The sequence below is a fragment of the Candidatus Acididesulfobacter guangdongensis genome (genome assembly GCA_004195045.1).
Classification (GTDB): domain Bacteria; phylum SZUA-79; class SZUA-79; order Acidulodesulfobacterales; family Acidulodesulfobacteraceae; genus Acididesulfobacter; species Acididesulfobacter guangdongensis.
Map to the genome: position 1 here is coordinate 344,709 of SGBC01000002.1, position 16,672 is coordinate 361,380.

Below are 16,672 nucleotides of genomic sequence, written 5' to 3' on the forward strand. Positions count from 1 at the left end.
AATTAAAATTAATTCTATATAATATTTTTGGAGCAATAAATGGAAAATATCAATAAAAAAATTCATCTTATAGGGATAGGCGGCTCAGGAATGAGCGGTATAGCGGAAGTTTTGATTAATTCAGGATACACCGTTACAGGTTCTGATATAGAATATAGCAATACAATCAAAAAAATTGAATCCTTAGGCGGCAAAGTTTATATAGGACATAATTCGTCCAATATTAACGAAGCCGAAATAGTTGTATATTCTTCGGCTATCAAAGATGACAATATAGAATTAGTTGAAGCTAAAAACAGGAAACTTACCGTTTTAAGAAGAGCAGAAATGCTTGCAGAATTATTATCGCTGAAAAAAGGCATAGCTATAGCCGGTTCGCATGGAAAGACGACCACAACATCGATGATTTCAAATATTTTAGGTTATGCGGGACTTGACCCTACATTTGTCGTAGGAGGAAAGGTTTTCGGAATAGATATGCATTCAAAAGTAGGAAAAGGTGATTTTATGGTGGTTGAAGCTGATGAAAGCGACGGGTCTTTCTTGAAGCTTAAACCTGATTATTGCGTTGTTACAAATATTGATTATGAACATTTAAATTTTTACGGAGGCATAGAAAATATAAAATCTGCATTCAAAGATTTTATAAATAATATTTCTTTTTTAGGTTTTGCTTCTTTATGCGCAGACAATAATATATTGAGGTCTTTATTTCCGGATTTATCAAGGAAATATTTCACTTACGGAATAGAACAGGAAGCAGATTATTACGCTTTAAATATTGAACTTGAAAAAGAATTTTCAAGATTTGACGTATATTGCAAAAATAAATTTATAAAGAAATTTAAACTTTCAGTTCCGGGTATGCATAATATCTATAATGCCTTGGGCGCTATAACTTTAACAATGGAACTCGGCATAGAAACCGATTCTATTTTTGAAGCCTTAAAAGATTTTCATGGGGTAGAAAGAAGATTTCAGATAAAAAAAGAAGATGAAAGGATTATAATAGTTGATGATTATGCGCATCATCCTGTTGAAATAACGGCAACGCTTAAAGCGGCTAAAAATTGGGACAGGAAGATAATAGTAGTTTTTCAGCCGCATAGATATTCAAGAATGCAGGGATTATTAGATGATTTTTGCAAATCATTAAAAATTGCCGACAGCGTGATAATAACAGATGTTTATTCCGCCGGAGAGATTGCTATAGAGTCGGCTTCGTCTTTAATATTGAGCGATAAAATGAGGCATACTGGTTATAAAAATGTTTATTATGTTCCGGATAAAAAAGACATATCATTAAATTTAAATAATCTGCTCAAAGGCGGAGAAATGGTAATTTTTCTGGGAGCAGGCGACATAACAAAATATTGCGATGATTTTGTAGATTCTAAAAATGTTAAAACAACTAATGCGGGCAGCGCAAGGATAAATCAATAAGAATAATAAAAGAGAATTGAGAATTAATAAAAATAGCATAATAAAATTAAACAAATAAGTAAAAGTAAACAAAAATAGAAGAAACAAATTAATCAAAACAGATCGATAAAATTAAATAAATTAATATAAGTAAACAAATAAAAATAGATTAAAATGATTGAAAATATAGCAGCCATAAGAGAAATACTTAATAAAAACGGTGTATTTTATATTGAAAATGCAGATATGTCTTTGTATAGTACTATGAGAACCGGAGGTTCCGCTGTTTTAATGATTTTTCCGGAAAATGAAGCAGGACTTTATGCCGTCTGCAAAATTATTAAAAATTACTGTAGGGATTTTTATATAACAGGAAGCGCTTCAAATACGCTGTTTAAAGATGGCATAATAGAGATACCGATTATTTCGTTTAAAAATGGATTTAAGTATATAGATTTCGATGTTAACAATAATTATTATACCGTAAAAGCAGGGGCAGGAGTTTTGCTTTCAAAAATGCTTAATTTTTCATTAAAAAAAAGTCTTGAAGGATTCGAATTTGCCTACGGAATTCCCGGAACAGTCGGCGGGGCAGTTAAAATGAACGCCGGCTCTAAAGAATCAAATATTGAAAATATAATCAGTAGTTTAGATGTTATTACTAAATACGGTGAAAAATTTAATTTTAAGAAAGAACAGTTAAAATTTTCATACAGAAATCTTAAAATAACTGATTTTAATGAGGATAATTATTTTATTACAGGTGTTGAATTTTTATTAAAAAGTTCTACTAAAAACAGTATAGCTGAAAAAATGAATTTATTTAAATCAAGAAAAATGACTCAACCATTAGGCAAAAGATCATTGGGGTGTATATTTAAAAATCCGGAAGGGCATTTTGCAGGAAAAATTATAGACGATATAGGTTTAAAAGGTTCAGCTAAGGGAGATGCCGCTGTTTCAGAAAAGCACGCCAATTTTATAATAAATAAAGGCAACGCAAAATCTTCCGATATTTTAGATTTAATTAAAGAAATTAGCGAAACTGCATTGAGGGAAAAAAATATACGATTGGATACTGAAATTAAAATAATTTAATGTTTTTAAAATTTTAATATGAGAGAAAAAATAAAAAATTTGAAAATAGGCGTGTTGGCGGGAGGCAGCTCCGCAGAGAGGGAGATATCCCTTAAAACCGGGAAAGCCGTTGAGGATTCTCTTGCGGGCATGGGTTATAATGTCATAAAGTTTGATTTAGATGAAAATTTTTTTGACGAACTAAAAAAAATTGATATTTGTTTTAACGCTCTTCATGGGACATTTGGAGAGGACGGTAAAGTTCAGGGAGTTTTAGAGCTTTTAAAGATTCCGTATACGGGTTCAGATGTTGAAGCCAGCGCAATTGCCATGGATAAAATAAAATCAAAAATAATTTTTAAATATTATGGATTAGATGTTCCCGATTTTTTTTCGGTTAAAAAAGGAGAGACTAAAGAACAGATAAAAAATAAAATGCAGAATCTGCCCTTTCCGTATTTCATAAAGCCTAACGCTCAAGGTTCAAGTGTCGGCGCGTCAATTGCTTACTCTGTAAGCGAATTATATTCAGCGCTGGAAGATGCTTTCCAATATGATGATGAAGTTATTGTAGAAGAATATATTGCTGGCAGAGAAATACAATTTGCGGTTTTTTCGGGAAAACCGGTGGGCTGCGTTGAAATAAAACCTAATGACAGTTTTTATTCATACTCTGCAAAATATACAAAAGGGAAAACGCAGTATATTTTAGAGCCTGATTTAACTGAAGAAGAATATCAAGCATGCGAATATGCATCCGTGTCAGCACATGCCTCTTTAGGCTGCAGAGGCGTAACAAGGACCGATATAATACTCAGTGATTCAGGAAAGGCAAATGTTCTAGAAATTAATACATTGCCGGGATTAACTGAATTTAGCTTAGTTCCCATGATTGCGCAGAAAAAAGGCATCAAGTTCGGTGCACTCATAGAAGATATTATTGAAGATGCCTTGACTTGAAAATAACTAAATAACTAAATAACTAAACAACTAAATAACTTAATAACTGAATAAAATAAAATAAATAAATCGTTAAATATCTATCTATTTAACTAACTAACTAAATAAATAAATAAAAAATTATCAACCGTTCATATGACTGTTATATAACTGTATGAATTTATATTTGTTATCTTATGTTTAATAAAAATAATAATAAAAAAAAGGGAGATATAAAAAATTACGGCGCAGGTAACTTTCATATACAAAATGAAAATATAAAAAAAAAGAAAGAGAATAAAAAAAATAAAAAAATTAATGAGGTTGAAAAACTTGTAAACAATAACAGCAATAATAATAAGAGCAGAAATAAAAATAATAATATTAATAATAATTTTGCAAATAGAAACAGCGATAGCAATCTTAATAATAATAGAAAGAAGAATAAAAATAATGATTTTAATTTTATTAAAACGATATATGTGATTGGATTTATCGTAGCAAGCGCGGTTATTATTTATTTTGCATACAATAAAATAAATTATTATTTTTTTAATAAGAAAATATTTAAATTAAAAAAAATTATTATTAAGGGCATTAAGATTAATAAAAAAGAAAAGCTGAAAATATTAAAATTATCCAGTCTTTATTATGGTGAAAATTTAATTAATATAAATTTAAAACGTATTACCCGGCTTGTTGCATCGGACAGATGGTATAAAGATATCACAGTGTATCGTAAATATCCCGATGAGATTTTTATATTACTAAAAAGAAGAAAGATAGGAGCAATTTTGAACGACGGCAGATTATATTATTTAAGCAGAGCAGGGTTTGTCATCGGGAAGATTAACGGGGAAGCGGGATATGATTATCCGGTTATCACCGGAATTACAGGTAGCATTACATCAAAGAATGTCGGTTATTATTTGTCCGGTATACATAAAGCGTTAAGTTTTTTAAGGACTATAAAGCATTCTTATTTAAAAGATGAACTGAGCGAAATACATATTCAGAAAGATAAAGGGGTCGTAGTTTATACAAATAGCGGCGAAGAAATAAAATTTGGAAACGGAAATATTAAAAATAAATTAAAAACGTTAAAAATGCTGCAGTATGAAATAAAAAAAATTAATCTTAAATATGATGGGTATATAAATCTTGAATATAAAAATGAAGCGGTAGTAAAAGTTAATAGCGGTTCTAGGGTTTTGCCGGCTAATTATAAAAAGATTATAATACCGCCGGATATATGGAAGTAAACAATAGCAATATGTTTACAGTTTAATATGAGCTTTAGTTAAGAAAGGGCTGCCAAATAATAAAGGAATTGAAGAATAAAAAATAATGTATTAAAGAATTGATAAGCTAAAGAATTTATAAATTATAGAATCATTATAGAATCAAAGAGTTAATTGAATCAATAAAATAATAAATTAAATAAATATAAATTATATTAATATATTATAAGAAGCGGTTTAAATTTAAAAGAGGTTAAATTGGAAACCAGTAATAATATTATAGTAGGATTAGATATCGGGACAACGAAAGTCTGTGCTATTGTCGGTGAATTCAAAAACGGCAATCTGGATATCATAGGTTTAGGCTCCAGCGTTTCCACAGGTTTGAGAAACGGGGTCGTAAATAACATTGAAAATACCGTGGATGCTATTGCAAAAGCGGTAGAGAATGCCGAACTGATGGCAGGTTACCAAATTAATGAAGTTATTGTCGGAATTGCCGGTTCTCATGTCAGAGGGTTTAATTCGCGCGGTATAGTTGCCGTCAAAAGCAGAGAAGTAACGCAGCAGGATGTGGACAGGGTTCTTGAGGGGGCTAAATCTATAGCTATACCTTTAGATAATGAAGTTATTCATACAATTCCGCAGGAGTATATAGTAGATGAACAGGATGATATAAAACAGCCGATAGGTATGAGCGGATTAAGGCTTGAAGCAAGAGTACACATAGTTACCGTTTCAAGCATTGCCGCTCAGAATATAGTCAAATGCGCAAATAAAGCCAATCTGGATGTGTCAGATATTGTGCTTGAGCAGATAGCCTCAAGCGAGGCTGTTCTTACCGATGATGAAAAAGAATTAGGCGTAGTACTGATAGATATGGGAGGCGGAACTACCGATATAGCGGTGTTTTCAGGCGGAACGATTATACATACTTTCGTTATTCCCAAAGGCGGGCAGAGCGTGACAAGCGATGTATCTCTGGGTACTAAAACAATTCCGCAGGAGGCTGAGAAAATCAAAGTTCAGTTTGGAATAGCCAAAGAATCTCTTGCCAGAAAAGATGAAATAATTGAAATTCCCGGTATAGGCGGCAGACCGCCGAGGACCATTGCAAGGCAGGTTCTCGGTAATATTATTGAACAAAGAATGGGGGAAATTTTTACGTGGGTGAGAAAAAATATTGAAAAAAACGGTTTAGAGAATAAAATACTGTCAGGCTATGTTATAACCGGAGGCGGAGCATTAATAGACGGATGTGCAGACCTTGCGGAAGACATTTTCGGAGCGCCGGTCAGGATAGGCACACCGCGCGGAATAGGAGGTTTAACCGACGTAATTAATTCTCCGATATATTCTACCGGAGTCGGTTTAGTTAAATATGCTTTTAAAAATAATTTAGACAAAGAGCCGATATTTAAAAAAAGCAGCAAGAATATATTTGAAAGTATAAAAGCAAGACTTTTAAAATTACTCGAAGATTTTTTTTAAAATATTTTTAAATTAGAAAGATTATTTAAATTTATTATTTGAATGTAAAATATATTATACTATATCTATTATATCGGGAGGAGAATATTATGTTGGAATTTATTGAAGATGCGGAATTATCTGCAAATATAAAGGTGGTTGGCGTTGGAGGCGGCGGCAGCAATGCCGTAAATACGATGATTCAGTCAGGTTTAACGGGAACTGATTTTATAGTAGCCAACACAGATGCGCAGGCTTTGAAAACTAACAGCGCAAGCATTAAAATTCAGCTTGGCGAAAAAATAACAAAAGGTTTAGGCGCAGGTGCTAATCCTGATGTAGGTAAACGTTCGGCGTTAGAAGATAGAGATAAAATCTTTGAGACCTTAAATGGCGCGGATATGATATTTATTACCGCCGGACTCGGCGGAGGTACAGGAACGGGCGCTGCCCCTATTATTGCGCAGGTTGCCAAAGAAATCGGCGCTCTTACGGTTGCGGTAGTTACTAAACCATTCTCTTTTGAAGGAAAAAAAAGAATGATGCAGGCGGAAGAAGGTCTAAGAGAGTTAAAAGCTATAGTTGATACTGTTATCACTATACCTAATCAGAGATTGCTTGCAGTTGCCGGAAAATCTACAACTATGGTAGATGCATTCAGGAAAGTAGATGAAGTATTGCTTCAGGCAGTTAAAGGCATATCCGACCTTATAAATATTCATGGAATGGTAAATGTTGATTTTGCCGATGTTAAAGCTATTATGTCGGAGATGGGTATGGCTCTTATGGGCACCGGCATTGCCGAGGGGGACAATAAAGCTTTGGAAGCGGCGCAAAAAGCCATCGCGAGCCCTCTTCTTGAAGATATAAGTATTGAAGGGGCGAGAGGATTATTGATAAATGTTACAGGGGGTACGGATTTATCTTTATTTGAAGTTAATGAGGCTATTGAGATGATAAGCTCAGAAGCTCATCCGGATGCGACTATAATTTACGGACAGGTTATAGATGAAAGCATGAACGGAAAAATAATGATAACTGTAATAGCAACCGGATTTGGCAAAGAAAGTAATGCAGCCGCGGGAAACGCTTCAAATATTACCAATATTGTCAATTTAAAAAGACAGAACAGCGATTCTAATGTTTCCGATATGAATAATTTTAATGAAATTAAAACTAAAATCAAAGAACAGCCCATTGCCTCAGATTCTTCAGATTCAGATTTTGAGATTCCTGAAGCATTAGACATACGCCAGAATCAAAATGGCAGAAGAAATGATGTTGTCAAAAATATTGCCGCTAATAAAAATGAAAGAAATGAGTATATTTCAAAATTTAGCGAAAAAGATGAAGAAGATGATGATTATGAAGACCAAAAATATGATATACCGACTTTTCTGAGAAAACAGGCTGATTGATTGCTATTATTTGCTGCATTTTTAGATTAGCGCTGTTTCATTGCATATTGTCTTCTTTAATTAAGAAAACAGGCTGATTGCTATTAAGTTAAGGCTGATTATTATATTATTATTGTTGTTATTTTATTTGTTTTGTTTTTATATTAATATCATCTATGTCTTTTATCATTATGATAAGATAGGCTGACTTATATTAATATCGATAGCATGCAGATTGCTGTTATAGCCTCGGTTATTTTATAGCGCATGTTAATTTATAAATTAGTTATATAATGTTATATGATGAAGCCCATTAATAGACTTTATGATATTTATCTTAATTCCGAAAAGTCGGCTATAAGTAAAAATAGGCATTCTGATGTAAACGCATTATTAATTTTTCCGAATTATTATAATGTGGCGATGTCCAATCTGGGATTTTTAAGGGTTTATGAATTACTTAACGCCCCTGATTTTATGTCATGCGACAGGGCTTTTTTACAAGATTTTGATAAGGATGAACGCATTGTTAATAATAGAGGAATAATTTCTATTGAGAGAAGGAAAAATATATTAGATTATGATTTAATTTTCTTTTCTTTAAGTTATGAAAATGACTTTATCAATATTTTAAAAATATTTCATGCGGAAAATATTCCGTTTTTATCTAAAGACAGACGCAAGCCTGATATAAACGGCAGCAATTATTATCCGCTAATTATGGCGGGCGGAGTAATTGCATTCCTTAATCCAGAACCTGTAGCCCCTCTTTTTGATATTATGTTTGTCGGAGAAGCCGAAGCTATTTTTCCTGATTTTCTGCAAATTGTTCAAAAACATTTTCAATCCTTAAAAAAAAATAAACAGACCGTAAAACAGGACATAATTGAAGAATCATCAAAGTTAGAAGGCATTTATGTTCCGTCGGCATACGATTTTATTTTTAGTAAAAGAGGTGCATTAGAAATACCTGTAATAGAGAATGTAATTGTTAAAGCATCTTATCCTGAGAAAATAAAAAGGAAATGGCTGGATTACGGATTTACTCCTTCTATCAGTTCTATAACAAGCGAATATGCAGAATTCAGCTCGATGAAACTTATTGAAATAGCTAGAGGCTGCAAAAGAGGATGCAGATTTTGTTCGGCTGCTTTTATATATCTGCCTGCAAGAAAATCATCGATAAAAGATGTTATATCAGGAATTGCGAAGACGGAGGAATTTGAGAAAATAGGTTTTGTAGGGCTTGATACAATGGATAATGAATATATAAAAACATATATGCAATTTTCTTTAGAAGAAAAAAAAACCTTTTCGCTGTCATCCGTGAGATTTGACTGTTTAGACGAATCTAATATAGACATAATGAACAGAGCTGGGCTGAAGACTGTTACTTTAGCAGTTGAAACCGGTTCTGAACGTCTTAAAAAAATTATAAATAAAGATATAAAAAATGAAACAATTTTAGCCACAATAAAGAAAATAATAGAAAGCGGGATATTGAATATTAAGGCTTATTTTATGATTGGATTGCCTACAGAAGATATATCCGACATAAAAGAGACCGTCGCTTTAATAAAATTAATGAGAATTCAGTTTGTTGAATCATCGAGAAAAAATAAACGGATAGGAAAATTAACTATAGGTTTAAGTCCGTTTGTTCCAAAAGCATGGACGCCGCTCCAATGGGAAAATTTTGAAAATGAAAAAATACTGTCCAAGAAGATAAATTTCATTTATAAAGAATTGAATAATTTGCCGAATATCAGTTTGAATATTAATTCCGTTAAGAGCGCTTTTACCGAAGCTTTTTTTGCTAGAGGCTCAAGACTATCACTGAATATTTTAATTAATTCTTTTAATAATAATTTGACTATAAAAAAAGCTATTATTGACTCAGGATATAAAATAGAAGATTTTATGAGAAAATATTCAACTGAAGAGATACTGCCGTGGGATATTTTAGACCAGGGTATAACAAAAAAATATTTAAAAGAAGAATACGGCAGAGCGCTGGAATACAAAACAACGCCCGGATGTTTTGAAGGCTGCCGAAGGTGCGGAATATGCTAGCGCCATTTTATATTGTCGGTATAGCATTAAAATTATGTTCCAATATAACAAAATATTATCTTAACGCATAAGGCTGATACAAAAGATAAAAGATTATACACTCTTTAATTATCAAATTAATTTTCCGCCTAATTGCCTGATGAATGCATTTTCTTCATTCAGTACCATTTTATAATCTGCCATTAGTCTTTTGGCATCTTCCGTCAAAACAGAACCGCCGCCGTTTTTGCCGCCTATTTTTTTATTGACTAGCTGATAACCGAATCTTTCCTCCATAAGGTTAATATAGCTCCATGCTTTTTTATATGAGAAGCCAAGGTCTTTAGCGGCTTTATTGATAGATCCGGTAGATTCAATTTTTTGTAATAAAAGCAGCCTGCCAGCGCCAAAAACAGGCTCGCCGTTTTTTTCAAACCATATTTTTGTCTTAATATCAAATGGCGGTTTGACATCATTATTCATCATGACTCCATTAAAATAAATTTCCTTTTACAAGGGGAAATCTGCCTTTTTTTATAAAATAACTATAAAGAAAATATAAAGAAAATATTCTTTTTTATTTACGCCGATTTCAGAGTTTCAATTTTTTCCGTTACAAGTTCTGCCAATCTTTCGTCAATTCCAAGATATTCTCCGTATTTAATATTTATATCCGGATATTTAATAGAAAATTCTTTTATAATATCAGGAATATCTCGGGATACATGATTTCCTGAGTATAAAAAATAAGGCATTACATAAATCTTTTTTGAATTATTTTCATTAATGCATTTTTCTATAACATCTTTAATATTAGGTTCAGCCAATTCCAGGAATGCAAATTCTATTTTTTCTTCAGGAAATTTAGGCTGAATTATTTTTGTCATAGTTTTCAGTATCTCGTTAGCTTCATTTCTTCTAGAACCGTGACCTAATAATATTATACTTTCCTTATTCATATTTTTTAATTTATTTAAGTGAGTTAAATGTGATAAAATCGTAAACAGTATAATTTTATCATAAATTAACAATAAAAAAATATAAAAATTTAATTTTATCCTTAAGAAATTATGCTGCTAATATTAAAGGAGATACTGTTATAAAAGACGATATTATAATTACCAAAGACAACACTGCTATTAAAGTAGAAAAGATTATTAAAAATTATAAAGATATCATTGCTGTGAACGATATATCTTTTGAAGTCAAAAGGGGCGAATTTTTTGCCTTTTTAGGTCCTAACGGAGCCGGTAAAACAACAACTATAAAAATTCTCTGTACATTAATCAGGCAAAGTTCAGGAAATGCTTTTATAAACGGATACGACAATATTAAAGAAAAGCAGAATGTAAGAAAATCCATTGGGCTTGTATTTCAAGACCCCACATTAGATAATGATTTGACCGTTTACGAAAATTTAATGTTTCATGCGGAACTGTATGGTATGGAAAAAAATTTGGCAAAAGAAAGAATCGACTATCTTCTTAATTTTATAGAATTGTACAATTTTAAAAATAAGCTTGTAAAATTTTTGTCCGGCGGTATGAAGCGGAGATTGGAAGTCGGCAGAGGACTTCTTCATTCGCCTGCCGTATTATTTTTAGACGAACCGACCGTAGGGCTTGATATTCAAACAAGAATAAATATGTGGAATTTTATTGATAAATTAAGGGATAAAGAAAAAATTACAGTATTTTTGACTACGCATTATATAGAAGAAGCTGAGAATTGCGACCGCATTGCAATAATAAATGAAGGTAAAATAGTAGCAATAGATTCGCCGTCAAATCTAAAAAATTTAATCAAGCATGAAGACGGAGGAATTCCCACGCTTTCAGATGTATTTATATATATGGTAGGTAAGGAAATAAGAAACGAAGCAGGTACATCTACGGACCGCATGAGAGAATTCAGCAAGATAATAAAAAAATAATTATTTTTTATTATCTTATTATATTTGTGATTTATGGAGCCGGCGCAAAAATGATTTAATAACATAATTTATATAACGCAGTACGATTAACGGAAAAGTATGGAGAAGGTGTCAGATTAATTTTTTTGCAGATATTTTCTTTGTTAATTGAACTATTTCGTATACAAAAAAATAAAATCTGACACCTTTTCCTCTTATTTGCTTTAACCGAGCAAAGAAATGCATAAATATTTTCTATTGCAGGACTAAGGAAATAATATAATATTATTTATATATATGACAATAAATATATGAAATTGAAATAACATTTTGTCTGATTTATAAAGTATTAAGCATATATAATATCTTTGACGATGATTCAAGCATCATCGTCCATCTAAGAGCGTCCAAAGCAGTTTTTCCCCACGCAAAGCAGCCGTGATACTTTATTATGAATATTCCGTTATCTGTAAATATATCGCTTATTTTGAAATTAATATTATTTTTATTGTTTAATTTTATATCATCAATAAAATTTAACGGAAAAATATAAATCAGAGGAAAAAAATATGACGCTTCAAAATCGGCAGGTTTTAAAATTTTTAATTCCGGGTATTTTTCAAATAGATTATGTATGGTATCAATATTTAAATTTTTTGTATCTGAATTTTTTTTGTCTAACGCCAGCAGGGCGTCTTTATTTTTATTAAAATCCTCAAAATTATACATATATTTATTTTCACTGTATCTGTAATTGTCGTTAATGCCCAGCGCTATTGCAGTTTCTGGATGGGTATGAAGAATGCATGAATCAGGATAGCTCTGTGCAATAAATCTGTGTACCGCTATCTCGGAAGACGGAGAACTTTCTTTCAAAGTATCGGATGGATAATAGCCGTTATTTGCAATATCGGCTATTTCCAAAGGCGCAATAGTAAAATCATTAACTTCAAGGTTTATCAGGCTTGCTCCTGTTTTTGTAATAATAATCTCATTATTAAGAGAGTTGCCGCAGCTTATATTGCCGCTATGCGTATCTATAAGATTTTTGCTAAATGCGATGCTGCAGGCTTTCTGCATTTCTTTAATTTTTTTTAAATATACATCCGATATAGATTTCATTTTATTTGCTTTATTGTATAGTAGAAGATTATTAAATTTTATTTATTAAATTTTATCGTGTAATAGATTATTAAATTTTATTGTGTTTCCGATAAAATATTTGATATATTTATATGATATAATATAATATAATATATTTTAGTACAACTTAATGTAATGCAATGTAATTGATAAAATGATTAATGTATTTTATAATATCTTATAATATAAAATAATCGGCTGTATGTAAACATTTTTACATAATTATATATTATTTTGGTATTGTAATTTATAATTATAAAAAATAAATATAAAGATTTAAATTAATACAATAACATATTGGGGGCGCAAAGGTTTCGACGGAGAGACCAAGACTTTTGGCTGCATGTCGAGGATGTCTTGTAGGCTCGTTAAATATTCAAGGCATAAATATAATCGCAGAAAACTACGATTACGCATTAGCCGCTTAATCCCGGTTAACGTTCTTAAAGCTGAAACCTGTAGGTTTTAAGAACGACATTTACAGGTCAGGACGTTTAAATATCCTTTGTTTAAATGTCTTAAACTTTAGAGGACTGCTGAAAAAAGGTCTTGTTTATTCTTTGCTTTTTTAAGCGGGTGCTCAAAAGAATAAAATAAACATGTAGATGTCTGAGTTAAAGATCTTCGGACGCGGGTTCGATTCCCGCCGCCTCCACCAAGATAATTCTTGATTTTAAATTTTTATTTATAACATATGAGTCAGTCTGCGAAAGCGATAAAAATAGTTTCAGATAATAGAAAAGCTTCATTTCTTTACGAGATTTTAGAGAAATATGAGGCTGGTATTGCATTGTACGGTCCTGAAATAAAGTCTGTAAAAACCGGTAAGGTAAATATTTCCGATGGGTATGTTATTATCAAAAATGAAGAGGCATTACTCCTTAATGTCCATATCAGCCCTTACACCCAGGCAAACAGAGAAAATAAAGACCCAGTGAGAACACGCTCTCTTTTATTGCATAAACATGAAATACTACGACTTTTAGGAAAAGTAAAAGAAAAAAATTTAACTATAATTCCGTTAAAAATGTATTTAACGCATGGAAAGGCGAAAATTGAAATAGGGCTCGCTAAAGGAAAAAAACTTTATGACAAAAGAGAGGATTTAAAAAAGAAAGACCAGACTAGAGAAATTGAAAGGGCGCTCAAAAGTCATCATAAAAAGCCGATGGTTGTTTAATGAGCTTTATCCTCCTATGATGATTAGTCAGCCGTCCGGATTGCAGGATAACTTTTTAATTAATAGCTTAATTTAAATAAGTTGAGGAAAATAAATCTAACAAACGCCAAGAATTACTTTCAGGAGATATTATTGCATATGAAATTTTCATTAAAATCAAAAAAATCAAAATATTTGTATAAATTTATTTTCTTATCATTTTTAATTTTTATTGTATTTATAAATCTTAATTTGCCTGAAGCGAACGCATCATCTATTGTAAATGCGCCCGATTTTAGTTTAAAGGTGTTAAATAGAAATGCATCCGGTTACAACGTTTTTTCTCTCAAAAATTATAGAGGACATATTGTAATACTAAATTTCTGGGCAACATGGTGTCCTCCTTGCAGAGCAGAAATGCCTATGCTTGTAAAGTTTTATAATTTGTATAGGAAAAAAGGCGTTGTAGTCGTAGGAATAAATGTTAATAAGAATGTAGGCGGAGTGTCTGCGTTTGCAAAATTGTACGGGATATCTTACCCTGTAGTTTATGCAAATTCAGATATATTAAGCGAATATGGAGGCATTGATGAAATTCCTCAAACATTTTTTATTTCAAAAGACGGAAAAATAATGTTTCATTGGGTCGGACAGATATCCCATAGCGCTTTATATGGTATAACTGATAAATTATTAAAAATGAATTAAAAAGAATTAAATGAATTAAAAAGGAATTAAAATAACAAAAAGAGGAGAATTTTGATGGGCATTGAAGATATGATATCAGAATTAAAAGATTTAGCTAAAAACGTGGATGAAGCGACTCAAAAAATATCCGATTTTAAAAAACCCGTCAAAGAAAGTTCGGATACTATTCCTCTTGCTCAGGAAGGTATCAGCGACATTATAAAAGAAACGGAAAAAGCTGCCAATAATATAATGAATTTACTAGATGAAATTAACGACAATTCAGCTGTAATGGATAAGAGCCTTGCCGATTTAATTGAATTCAATCCGATTAAAAAAATTAAGGACAGCCTTGTAAATCTTAAAGAACTTAATAAAAAAAATATTTCTATGATAATGGATGTCTTGTCATTGCTTTCTTTCCAAGATTTAACAGGACAGAAATTATATAAAATCCAGAATACATTAAACGATACAAAAATTAAGCTGTTGAAGGTGCTTGTTAATTCCGAGGTTAGCTCTAAAGGATTGCCGGATGAGAAAAAAAGAGAAATATACGGAAAACTTAATGATATTGTTCTAAACGACGACACAGTTGCGCAGAATGATGTAAATTCAATATTAAGCGAGTTAGGTTTATAGTAAAATAAGTTAAGTATCTTTAAGTATGCGAATTTACGATATCAAGTTGATTAAGATAGTTAGGATTGTGATTACAAGCAAGTAAATTCTGTTAAAATATTTTTAAGTATTATAAATATTGTTAAATATTTTCTTGCAATTTAAATAAAAGTTTTATATAATTTATTCTCTTGTATGTTGTTTTATGTCCCTATCGTCTAGACGGCCCAGGACATCGCCCTTTCACGGCGGCAACGCGGGTTCGAATCCCGCTGGGGACGCCATAAAACATTTTATAGTTATTTTTCAAACAAAAACAAATAATAAGGTAAAAAGATAACGCAGAAATATATCATGAAATATTTGCGTTTTTTCGCGAATTAATGACGATATTTAATATTTAATGATATTTAATCCTTTAAAATACAACAATGTTGTCGCGCTGGTTTATTATTGCTATAGTTTAAACAATCCCGCTTAACGGACTTTAGGAACTTTGCTTTTTTTATGCTTTGAGAATATGGTTCGGTCTTATAGAAACAACCTTTAAAAAACAACTTTCGCACTTTTATCTTGCAAAATATAATTTAATAGTAATATAATAAAAATTGCTTTAAAACAAAGCTCATTTAATTTATAATTATAAGTTAAATAAATAAATAATTTTACATTTATAGGCTTATTATATAATGATACTTGAAGATATTAGATATCAGCTGGACCAGTTTTCCAGCTTTGACGATGTCAGGCTTTCAATTAAAATAAATAATAAAACGGGTATTATTTATTATAACGCAGGCATGATTGTCGGTGCTATTTTTGATGATAAAAAAAATATTGATGTTTTTAAAGAACTGAAAGATTTGGAAGGTCAGGCTGAAATTGGCGTAAGCATTGGAGAGCCAATGCCTAATAGTTTTGACGAAGAAGATAAAATAAATAAATCTTTAGATGAAATTATAGAAATAATTAATCAACCTGAAAGAGCTGAATCTATCAGCGACGATGACGATAATAATTCGCATGCAACTTTAACTGACGACGCAATTTTTAACAGTGAAATTTCTAACGAGGCTGTTGCGGCTATAGGAGAGAATCTATCACAAATAGCAGGCGTTGAAGGCGTTCTTGTCTTAAAAGCTTCGGGAGAAGTTCTCTATTCTAAAAGCGTAGACGATCCTGATTTTGAATCTGCAGATACATTGTTTTTGTTCAATCAAAGTAAAGAATTGGGAGATATGTTTAATTTTAAGAATCTAAAAAGCATTATATGTGAAGCCAATAATAATTATAGAAAAATAATTATAAATAACAAAAATATAACTTATAGTCTTATCGTTTCTTCTTCCGTGCAAGCTCTTAAAACGCAAACTGAAGCGGTAAAACTTTTAGAAGGTTGAAAGAAAGCGCGTATAGGCTGATATTAACCCGATATTCCGTCTTTACAAATATTTATCATATATTATTTACATTTTTTTATATATAATGTAAAAAAAACGACAAGTTATTAAATTATTATTGTATTGCAATACAATAATGTGCTAATATTTCA

General features: G+C 31.2%; 15 protein-coding genes, 1 tRNA gene and 1 other RNA gene. 14 read left to right on the forward strand and 3 right to left on the reverse strand.

The genetic code is table 11. From position 1 onward, the window contains the following. The first annotated feature begins 39 nt into the window (after nucleotides 1-39). The 7 genes from EVJ46_05610 (at nucleotide 40) to EVJ46_05640 (ending at nucleotide 9,619) form a co-directional block, all read left to right on the forward strand. Complete coding sequence (locus EVJ46_05610) at nucleotides 40-1,443, forward strand: UDP-N-acetylmuramate--L-alanine ligase (GenBank protein RZD16494.1); 1,404 nt, start codon at nucleotides 40-42, stop codon at nucleotides 1,441-1,443. Between the two features lie 153 nt (nucleotides 1,444-1,596). Continuing rightward, nucleotides 1,597-2,520: a UDP-N-acetylmuramate dehydrogenase gene (murB, locus tag EVJ46_05615; protein ID RZD16495.1), complete on the forward strand. Its 924-nt coding sequence runs from the start codon at nucleotides 1,597-1,599 to the stop codon at nucleotides 2,518-2,520. A gap of 18 nt (nucleotides 2,521-2,538) precedes the next feature. Then, complete coding sequence (locus tag EVJ46_05620) at nucleotides 2,539-3,459, forward strand: D-alanine--D-alanine ligase (protein RZD16496.1); 921 nt, start codon at nucleotides 2,539-2,541, stop codon at nucleotides 3,457-3,459. 176 nt (nucleotides 3,460-3,635) lie between these two features. After that, nucleotides 3,636-4,700, forward strand: coding sequence for an FtsQ-type POTRA domain-containing protein (locus EVJ46_05625; GenBank protein ID RZD16497.1), 1,065 nt, complete (start codon nucleotides 3,636-3,638; stop codon nucleotides 4,698-4,700). Between the two features lie 237 nt (nucleotides 4,701-4,937). Further along, nucleotides 4,938-6,170, forward strand: a complete 1,233-nt coding sequence (ftsA, locus tag EVJ46_05630) for a cell division protein FtsA (protein ID RZD16498.1) — start codon at nucleotides 4,938-4,940, stop codon at nucleotides 6,168-6,170. A gap of 89 nt (nucleotides 6,171-6,259) precedes the next feature. Beyond that, nucleotides 6,260-7,567 (forward strand): cell division protein FtsZ, encoded by a 1,308-nt coding sequence (ftsZ, locus tag EVJ46_05635; protein ID RZD16499.1) that lies wholly within the window; start codon nucleotides 6,260-6,262, stop codon nucleotides 7,565-7,567. Between the two features lie 279 nt (nucleotides 7,568-7,846). Then, on the forward strand, nucleotides 7,847-9,619 hold the full coding sequence (locus EVJ46_05640) for a radical SAM protein (GenBank protein RZD16500.1): 1,773 nt from the start codon (nucleotides 7,847-7,849) through the stop codon (nucleotides 9,617-9,619). Between the two features lie 111 nt (nucleotides 9,620-9,730). Here EVJ46_05640 and EVJ46_05645 read toward each other — a convergent pair whose 3' ends face one another. Both EVJ46_05645 and EVJ46_05650 read right to left on the reverse strand, forming a co-directional pair. Then, the gene (locus EVJ46_05645; GenBank protein RZD16651.1) at nucleotides 9,731-10,081 is read right to left on the reverse strand and encodes a LysR family transcriptional regulator; all 351 of its coding nucleotides are present in this window, start codon (nucleotides 10,079-10,081) and stop codon (nucleotides 9,731-9,733) included. Nucleotides 10,082-10,179: 98 nt separating this feature from the next. Then, the gene (locus EVJ46_05650; GenBank protein RZD16501.1) at nucleotides 10,180-10,557 is read right to left on the reverse strand and encodes a hypothetical protein; all 378 of its coding nucleotides are present in this window, start codon (nucleotides 10,555-10,557) and stop codon (nucleotides 10,180-10,182) included. Between the two features lie 158 nt (nucleotides 10,558-10,715). Here EVJ46_05650 and EVJ46_05655 point away from each other — a divergent pair, with 158 nt between their 5' ends. Further along, nucleotides 10,716-11,531 (forward strand): ATP-binding cassette domain-containing protein, encoded by an 816-nt coding sequence (locus EVJ46_05655; protein ID RZD16502.1) that lies wholly within the window; start codon nucleotides 10,716-10,718, stop codon nucleotides 11,529-11,531. 318 nt (nucleotides 11,532-11,849) lie between these two features. Here EVJ46_05655 and EVJ46_05660 read toward each other — a convergent pair whose 3' ends face one another. Continuing rightward, nucleotides 11,850-12,632 carry a hypothetical protein gene (locus EVJ46_05660; protein RZD16503.1) on the reverse strand — a complete coding sequence of 261 codons (783 nt, stop codon included), beginning with the start codon at nucleotides 12,630-12,632 and terminating at the stop codon, nucleotides 11,850-11,852. Nucleotides 12,633-12,952: 320 nt separating this feature from the next. Between EVJ46_05660 and ssrA the strand changes: the two genes are divergently transcribed. The 6 genes from ssrA to EVJ46_05690 all read left to right on the forward strand — a co-directional run bounded on the left by ssrA (nucleotide 12,953) and on the right by EVJ46_05690 (nucleotide 16,520). Next, nucleotides 12,953-13,311, forward strand: a transfer-messenger RNA (tmRNA) gene (ssrA, locus tag EVJ46_05665). 36 nt (nucleotides 13,312-13,347) lie between these two features. Then, the gene (gene smpB, locus EVJ46_05670; protein ID RZD16504.1) at nucleotides 13,348-13,833 is read left to right on the forward strand and encodes an SsrA-binding protein SmpB; all 486 of its coding nucleotides are present in this window, start codon (nucleotides 13,348-13,350) and stop codon (nucleotides 13,831-13,833) included. Nucleotides 13,834-13,971: 138 nt separating this feature from the next. Continuing rightward, complete coding sequence (locus EVJ46_05675; GenBank protein RZD16505.1) at nucleotides 13,972-14,520, forward strand: TlpA family protein disulfide reductase; 549 nt, start codon at nucleotides 13,972-13,974, stop codon at nucleotides 14,518-14,520. A 51-nt stretch (nucleotides 14,521-14,571) separates the two neighbouring features. After that, a complete protein-coding gene (locus tag EVJ46_05680; GenBank protein ID RZD16506.1) occupies nucleotides 14,572-15,141 on the forward strand; it encodes a hypothetical protein in 570 nt (189 codons plus the stop codon). A gap of 186 nt (nucleotides 15,142-15,327) precedes the next feature. Beyond that, nucleotides 15,328-15,404 (forward strand) — tRNA-Glu (locus EVJ46_05685). A 405-nt stretch (nucleotides 15,405-15,809) separates the two neighbouring features. After that, nucleotides 15,810-16,520, forward strand: a complete 711-nt coding sequence (locus EVJ46_05690) for a roadblock/LC7 domain-containing protein (protein RZD16507.1) — start codon at nucleotides 15,810-15,812, stop codon at nucleotides 16,518-16,520. Nucleotides 16,521-16,672: the final 152 nt, after the last annotated feature.

What these genes read in the sequence shown, in the direction of transcription:
- EVJ46_05650 (RZD16501.1), bottom strand. Translation starts at nt 10,557, where the DNA reads ATGAATAAGGAAAGTATAATATTATTAGGTCACGGTTCTAGAAGAAAT.
- EVJ46_05610 (RZD16494.1), top strand. Translation starts at nt 40, where the DNA reads ATGGAAAATATCAATAAAAAAATTCATCTTATAGGGATAGGCGGCTCA.
- EVJ46_05640 (RZD16500.1), top strand. Translation starts at nt 7,847, where the DNA reads ATGATGAAGCCCATTAATAGACTTTATGATATTTATCTTAATTCCGAA.
- EVJ46_05645 (RZD16651.1), bottom strand. Translation starts at nt 10,081, where the DNA reads ATGAATAATGATGTCAAACCGCCATTTGATATTAAGACAAAAATATGG.
- ftsZ (RZD16499.1), top strand. Translation starts at nt 6,260, where the DNA reads ATGTTGGAATTTATTGAAGATGCGGAATTATCTGCAAATATAAAGGTG.
- EVJ46_05620 (RZD16496.1), top strand. Translation starts at nt 2,539, where the DNA reads ATGAGAGAAAAAATAAAAAATTTGAAAATAGGCGTGTTGGCGGGAGGC.
- smpB (RZD16504.1), top strand. Translation starts at nt 13,348, where the DNA reads ATGAGTCAGTCTGCGAAAGCGATAAAAATAGTTTCAGATAATAGAAAA.
- murB (RZD16495.1), top strand. Translation starts at nt 1,597, where the DNA reads ATGATTGAAAATATAGCAGCCATAAGAGAAATACTTAATAAAAACGGT.
- EVJ46_05690 (RZD16507.1), top strand. Translation starts at nt 15,810, where the DNA reads ATGATACTTGAAGATATTAGATATCAGCTGGACCAGTTTTCCAGCTTT.
- EVJ46_05625 (RZD16497.1), top strand. Translation starts at nt 3,636, where the DNA reads ATGTTTAATAAAAATAATAATAAAAAAAAGGGAGATATAAAAAATTAC.
- EVJ46_05675 (RZD16505.1), top strand. Translation starts at nt 13,972, where the DNA reads ATGAAATTTTCATTAAAATCAAAAAAATCAAAATATTTGTATAAATTT.
- EVJ46_05660 (RZD16503.1), bottom strand. Translation starts at nt 12,632, where the DNA reads ATGAAATCTATATCGGATGTATATTTAAAAAAAATTAAAGAAATGCAG.